Raw genomic sequence first — 6,369 nt, forward strand, 5'->3', positions numbered from 1 at the left:
CCCAGCCGGATCAGGTACCGGGCCAGCCGGTTCGCCCGCGCGTTCAGCTCCGCGTACGTCAACTCCAGGCCCTGGAAGACGACCGCGACCGCGTCAGGAGTACGCTCCACCTGCGCCTCGAACAACTCCGACAGCACCGCATCCGGCATCCGACGCGCCGTGTCATTCCAGCCGGACAGCACCTGCCGCCGCTCGGCCTCACCCAGCACATCAACCCGCCCCACCGGCACATCCAGACCAGCGGCCATCGCCCCCAACACCCGCACCAGACGATCAGCCAGCGCCTCCACCCACTCACGCTCAAACAGATCAGGCTGATAATCCAGCCGCAGTTCCAACCCCCGCCCAGGAACGACCATGAGGCTGACTGGATAGTGAGTGGCATCGCGCACGGAGATGTCCGCGACCTGTACTTCTTCGTCCAGTGCCGCGGACGCCGCGGATTCCACCGGATAGTTCTCAAATACAACGACTGTGTCGAACAGCTCCTCATGGCCACTCACACGCTGAATGCGAGACAACCCCAGGTGCTGGTGGTCCATAAGACGGGCCTGCTGATCCTGCACCTGCGTCAGCAACTCCCCCAACGGCTGGGAAGAGTCGAGACGTATGCGCACAGGCAGAGTATTGATGAACAGGCCGACCATCTTATCGACGCTCGGGATCTCCGGCGGCCGACCGGCCACAGTGGCGCCGAAGACGACATCATCGCGCCCGGTCATCCGGCTCAACAAGATGGCCCAGGCACCTTGGATCAGGGTATTGAGCGTGAGGTCATGAGCGCGTGCCGTGGCGCTCAGCGCGTCGGCCAGCTCTTGCGAAACCGTATGCGTCAGCCGGTCGGGGGCGGCAGCGGTCTGCTTCTTCCCCGAAATATCGATACGGGTGGGCCCGTCCAGATCGGCCAACGCCTCTTGCCAAGCCGTCTCCGCGGCTCCGGTGTCCTGCCTGGCTATCCACGCCAGATAATCCCGATAGGACGGCACGAACGGCAGCTGTGAATCATCGCCGCGACACTTGTAGAGCGTGAACAGCTCGCGGAAGAGAACAGCATTGGACCATCCATCCAGCAGGATGTGATGGTTCGACCAGATGAGACAGTGCTCGTCCTCGCGCGTCCGGACGAGCGTGCAACGCAGCAGCGGAGCCTTGCTCAGCTCAAATCCCAGAGCCCGGTCTTCCTCTGCGATCCGGGCCAGTTCGGCGTCTTGTTCAGCCGATTCAAGGTGTTCCAGATCGACTTCACGCCAGGGCAATTCAACCTCGCCCATCACCATCTGAATGGGCTTCCCTGACTTGCGGTAGCGAAAGCGGACCCGCAAGCTCGCATGCCGCGCGAGCATCGCCTCTGCCGCGAGCCTGAGCGCGCTGGTGTCCAGCTTTCCGGTCAGCCGGATGACAACCTGAACGGCGTAGGTGTCCGCCGCCTCATTGTCGTACAGAGAGTGGAAGAACAGCCCTTCCTGTAGGGGCGACAACGGCAGGAGATCCTCGATGTTCGAACGCTTCACAGCAGATTCCCTTCCGCTCCGTCTTCCATCTCAGCAAGCTCGAACTCGTCGATTTCGTCCTGACTCAGGTCGAGCAGCCCTACATCGGACGGGGTAAGCCCTCCGGCGTCCGGCTGTGCCGCACGGTCCGCCATGAGTGCGAGGACTTCAAGGAAAGAGTCCGCCAGATCCTGAACCCGTTCTTCCGTGAGCACACCGGTCGGCCACGACCATGTCACCATCAACTGCGGCCCGTCATGGGTGTCCTGAACCACCGCGTCGACGATGAGGCTATGGCTCATCGGCATATCCGGATCGGCTCCAGCTCCCGCCTTGCTGCCAGGAACGACGGTCCAATTCGCCGCTGCCTGTGGATGGTTCTCCCCCGTGACAGCCACCCTGCCCAGATAGTTGAAGAGGATTTGAGCGCTGCCCTTTTGTCGCAAATCCGGGCTTCCCTGCGGATGGAGATGGCGCAACAGCCCGTATCCCATACCGCTGTGTGGCACAGCCCTCAGCTGTTCCTTGACGCTCTTCAGCGCGCCATCGACAGCGGATCCACGCAGGCCGCCCCTCCCCCGGGTCTCCGTGGTGATACGCACGGGGAACGTGCTCGTGAACCACCCGACCGTACGGGACAGGTCAGTCCCGTCCACCAGGTGTTCGCGGCCGTGTCGCTCGAGCTCGACCAGCAGATCCGTACCACCGCCGGCCCCAGTGCCATCTCTCCAGCCGTCAATGGAGAGCGCGAGAGCGGTCAGCAGGACATCGTCGATGCCGCAGCGGAACAGTGTGGGGATGTGGGTAAGGAGAGAGGCCGTCTGCTCCACTGGCAGTGCGAATGTCAGGTCCCCCGCCGTCGCCCAGGTGTCCTTGCCCGGTTGCAGCACCCGCGTACCCAACGGGGGATCCGGGGCGTCGAGAGTCCTCTCCCACAGTGGCAGCTCCACAAGGTGCTCATCCGCCTGCGCGACCAGCCTGGTGGCCCAGTGGCGGAACGAGGTACCCACCGGCTGAAGGACAGGGTCGGCCCCGGCCGTGGCCGCCTCCCAGGCCGCATGGAGGTCGGGCAGCAGGATGCGCCAGGACACCCCGTCGACCACCAGGTGGTGCGCCACGACCAGCAGCCGTCCCGGCGCGTCGGGGCCGAAGTCAAACCAGACCGCCTGAACCATCGCCCCTGACCTCGGTGAAAGCCGCTCTCGCGCGGCTTCCGCCTCAGTCCCGATCATCTTGCCCACAGCGTCCTCGGCCAGACCGGCCACGTCCACACGCCGCACACACTCCGCCGCTCGCACGGCACCGACCGAGGGGATCTCGAGCTCCCATTCCCCGTCCCTGTCGATCAGTCGGGCACGGAGCGCATGATGGTGATCCAGGATCGCCTGCACCGCCACGACCAGTTCCTCCAGCCCCAGTCGCTCGGCAACCTGAAGCAACACCCCCTGGCTGAACTGGTCGATGGAGCCACCCCGCTCACGCAGCTGATGCATGACCGGTGTCAGAGCCACAGCGCCGAATGGGCTGTCGCTCTTCGTGTCCGCCACCGTCGCCTCGACATCGGTCGCGATCAGCGCCAAAGCCTCCGCAGTCTTCCGCTCGAACACGTCCCGCGGGGTGATGACGAGGCCTGCTGCCCGTGCGCGGGCGACCAGCTGGATCGACACGATGCTGTCGCCACCCAGGTCGAAGAAGCTGTCATCGACGCCGACCTTGGGAACGCCGAGGACTTCGCCGAACAACCCGCACAGCAGCTCTTCCCTGGGCGTCCGCGGCGCCCGTCCCGAAGCCGACGCGCCGTAGTCCGGAGCGGGCAGGGCCTTCCGATCCAGCTTCCCGTTCGGGGTCAGCGGCAGCCGCTCGAGCACCACCAACACCGACGGCACCATGTAGTCCGGCAACCGGTCCCGCACCAGGTCAAGCACCTGGGCGGTGTCGACCGCCGCTCCCCCGCCCACAGGCACGACATAGCCGACCAAGCGCCTCTCGCCGGGCCGGTCCTCCCGCACCACGGCAGCGGCCTGGGCGACGGTGCCATGCGCCACCAAGACACTCTCCACCTCACCCAGCTCGATACGGAAGCCACGCACCTTCACCTGGCCATCCGCACGCCCCAGGAACTCCAGGGCCCCGTCCGGCCGCCACCGGACCACATCCCCGGTCCGGTACATCCGCGCCCCGGTCTCACCAAACGGATCGGCCACAAACCGCTCGGCTGTCAGACCCGGCCGTCCCAGATAGCCTCGCGCCACTTGCGCGCCGGCGACGTAGAGGTCGCCGGAAGCTCCGACGGGGACCGGTGAGAGCCGGTCGTCCAGCACATACAGGCGCGTGTTCCACACCGGACGGCCGATGGGCACCGAGGCGTCGTCGCTCTCCCGGCACTCCCAGTAGGTCACATCCACGGTGGCCTCGGTGGGCCCGTAGAGATTGTGCACACGCGAGTTCAGCGTGCGGAGGGCCTTGTTCTGCAGCTCCGCCGGAAGTGCTTCCCCGCTGCACACAACGTTCCGCAAGCTCCCGCACGCAGACGCGGTCGGCTCCTCAATGAGCTCGCGCAGCATCGACGGTACGAAATGTGCCGTGGTAACCCCGGCATCGCGGATCAGCGCGGCAAGCTCGGCGGGATCCCGGTGGACACCGGGTGACGCGACGACCGATACCGCTCCCGCGATCAGCGGAAGGAAGTACTCCCAGACCGACACGTCGAACCCGGACGGCGTCTTCTGCAACACCCGATCATCGGCAGCCAGACCATATTCCGCCTTCATCCACAGCAACCGATTCACCACGCCGTGGTGCGGCACCGCCACGCCCTTGGGGTGGCCGGTGGAGCCGGAGGTGTAGATGACGTAGGCGGGATGCAGCGGCGACAAGCGCGCGATGCGGTCGGTGTCGGTGATGTCGGCGGCGGGGTGTGCGGTGATGGCCATACGGGTGTCGGCCGTGTCCAGTTCTATGCGAGGCAGATCGTCGGCCGGGGGGAGGGTGGGTGAGGTGGTGGTGTCGGTGACCAGGAGTGTGGGGGCCGCGTCCTGGAGCATGTAGTGGATGCGGTCGGTGGGGTAGTCCGGGTCGATGGGGAGGTATCCCGCGCCGGTTTTGAGGATGGCCAGGAGGGTTACGACCAGTTCGGCCGAGCGTGGCAGCGCCACCCCTACCAGTTGCTCCGGCCCTGCGCCCCGGGCAATCAGATACCGCGCCAGCCGGTTGACCCGGGCGTTCAGATCGCCATACGTCAGAGCCTGTCCTTCGAAGACGACCGCGACCGCGTCGCGGGTGCGCTTGACCTGGGCCTCGAAGAGCTCGGGCAGCAGGGCGTCCGGAAGCGGGTGTGCGGTGTCGTTCCAGCGGGTGAGGACCTGATGCCGCTCGGCCTCGCCGAGGACGTCGACCTGGCTGACGCGCAGATCCGGATCCGCGGTGACCGACTCGAGAACCCGCACCAGCCGAGCAGCCAACGCCTCGATGGTCGTGGCATGGAAGAGGTCGGTGCGGTAGTCAATTCGCCCAGTCAGCCCGTTGGGCGTGCCGTCGGACGTGCGGGATTCGCTGAGGTTGACCGTCAGATCGAACTTGACTGGCACCGCGCCCAACGGCTGCTCGACGATGTCCAGGCCGGGCAGGTCCAGGTCTGGATGGGTGTTGTTCTGGAGGGTGAGCATCACCTGGAACAGGGGGTGATGTGCCAGGGAGCGTTGCGGGTTCAACACTTCGACGAGGCGTTCGAAGGGGGTGTCTTGGTGTGCGTAGGCGGTGAGGTCTGTTTCTCGTGTGTGGTGGATGAGTTCGCGGAAGGTGGGGTTGCCGTGGGTGTTGGTGCGTAGGACGAGGGTGTTGACGAAGAAGCCGATGAGGTTGTCGAGGGCGTCGTCGGTGCGTCCGGCGATGGGGGTGCCGATGGGGATGTCGTGGCCGGCGCCCATGCGGGTGAGGAGGACGGCGAGTGCGGCCTGGAGGGTCATGAAGAGGCTTGCGCCGCTGTCGTGGGCGAGTTCCGCCAGCTGGGTATGGGTGGTTGCGGGGATGTGCAGGGTGATGCTGTTGCCGTGGTGTGAGGCGGTGGCGGGGCGGGGGTGGTCGGTGGGCAGTTCGAGTTGTTCGGGTGCGCCGGCCAGGGTGGTGGTCCAGTACTCCAGCTGGGTGGAGATGAGGCTGCCGGGGTCGTCTTCGCTGCCGAGGATGTCGCGTTGCCACAGGGTGTAGTCGGCGTATTGTGCGGGCAGGGCGGGCCAGTGGGGGGTGTGGTTGTTGGTGCGGGCCTGGTAGGCGGTGGACAGGTCGCGGGCGAAGGGTGTCATCGACCAGCCGTCGGCGGCGATGTGATGCACCACGGCCAGCAGTACGTACTCCTGCGGCCCGAGCACGAACAGCCGCACCCGCAGGGGAAGGTCGCGGGTGAGGTCGAAGCCCGTGCGGGCCTCACGGGCCAGGGCTTCGGGCAGCTCTTCCTCCGTGACCGTCTCGGTCACGGTCAGCGGCGGCACCGCCGCATCACCCTCGACAATGTGCTGGCGGGGCTGGCCGTCGGTCTGGGGGAAGAGTGTCCGCAGGCTCTCATGCCGCCCAACCACATCCCCCACGGCCAGGCGCAGGGCTTCGATGTCCAGTTGGCCGCGTAGCCGAAGCGACATGGGGATGTTGTAGGTGCCGGAGGGGCCTTCGAGTTGGCCGAGGAACCACAGCCGGCGTTGCGCGAAGGAGACGGGTACGGACTCGGGACGGGCTTGGGGGGTGAGTTTGGGGCGTGTGGCGTGGCCGTTGGACGTTTGCAGGTGTTCGGAGAGGCCGGCGACGGTGGGTGTTTCGAAGAGGGCGCGGATGGTGAGTTCGACGTCCAGGGTGGTGCGGATGCGGCTGATGAGGCGGGTGGCGAGGA

Annotated in this window: 2 protein-coding genes; both read right to left on the reverse strand. The window is 66.3% G+C overall.

Annotated elements, in window-relative coordinates; genetic code table 11:
• Positions 1-1,511, reverse strand: a 1,511-nt coding sequence (locus ACFV2X_RS55115; protein WP_385631776.1) for a condensation domain-containing protein, incomplete at its 3' end; no start/stop codon positions are given.
• Positions 1,508-6,369: amino acid adenylation domain-containing protein (locus ACFV2X_RS55120; protein WP_385631779.1), on the reverse strand; the 4,862-nt coding region annotated here is incomplete at its 5' end. The genes ACFV2X_RS55120 and ACFV2X_RS55115, both read right to left, overlap by 4 nt.

The sequence above is a fragment of the Streptomyces sp. NPDC059679 genome, from assembly GCF_042734105.1.
In the GTDB taxonomy this organism is placed as follows: Bacteria; Actinomycetota; Actinomycetes; order Streptomycetales; family Streptomycetaceae; genus Streptomyces.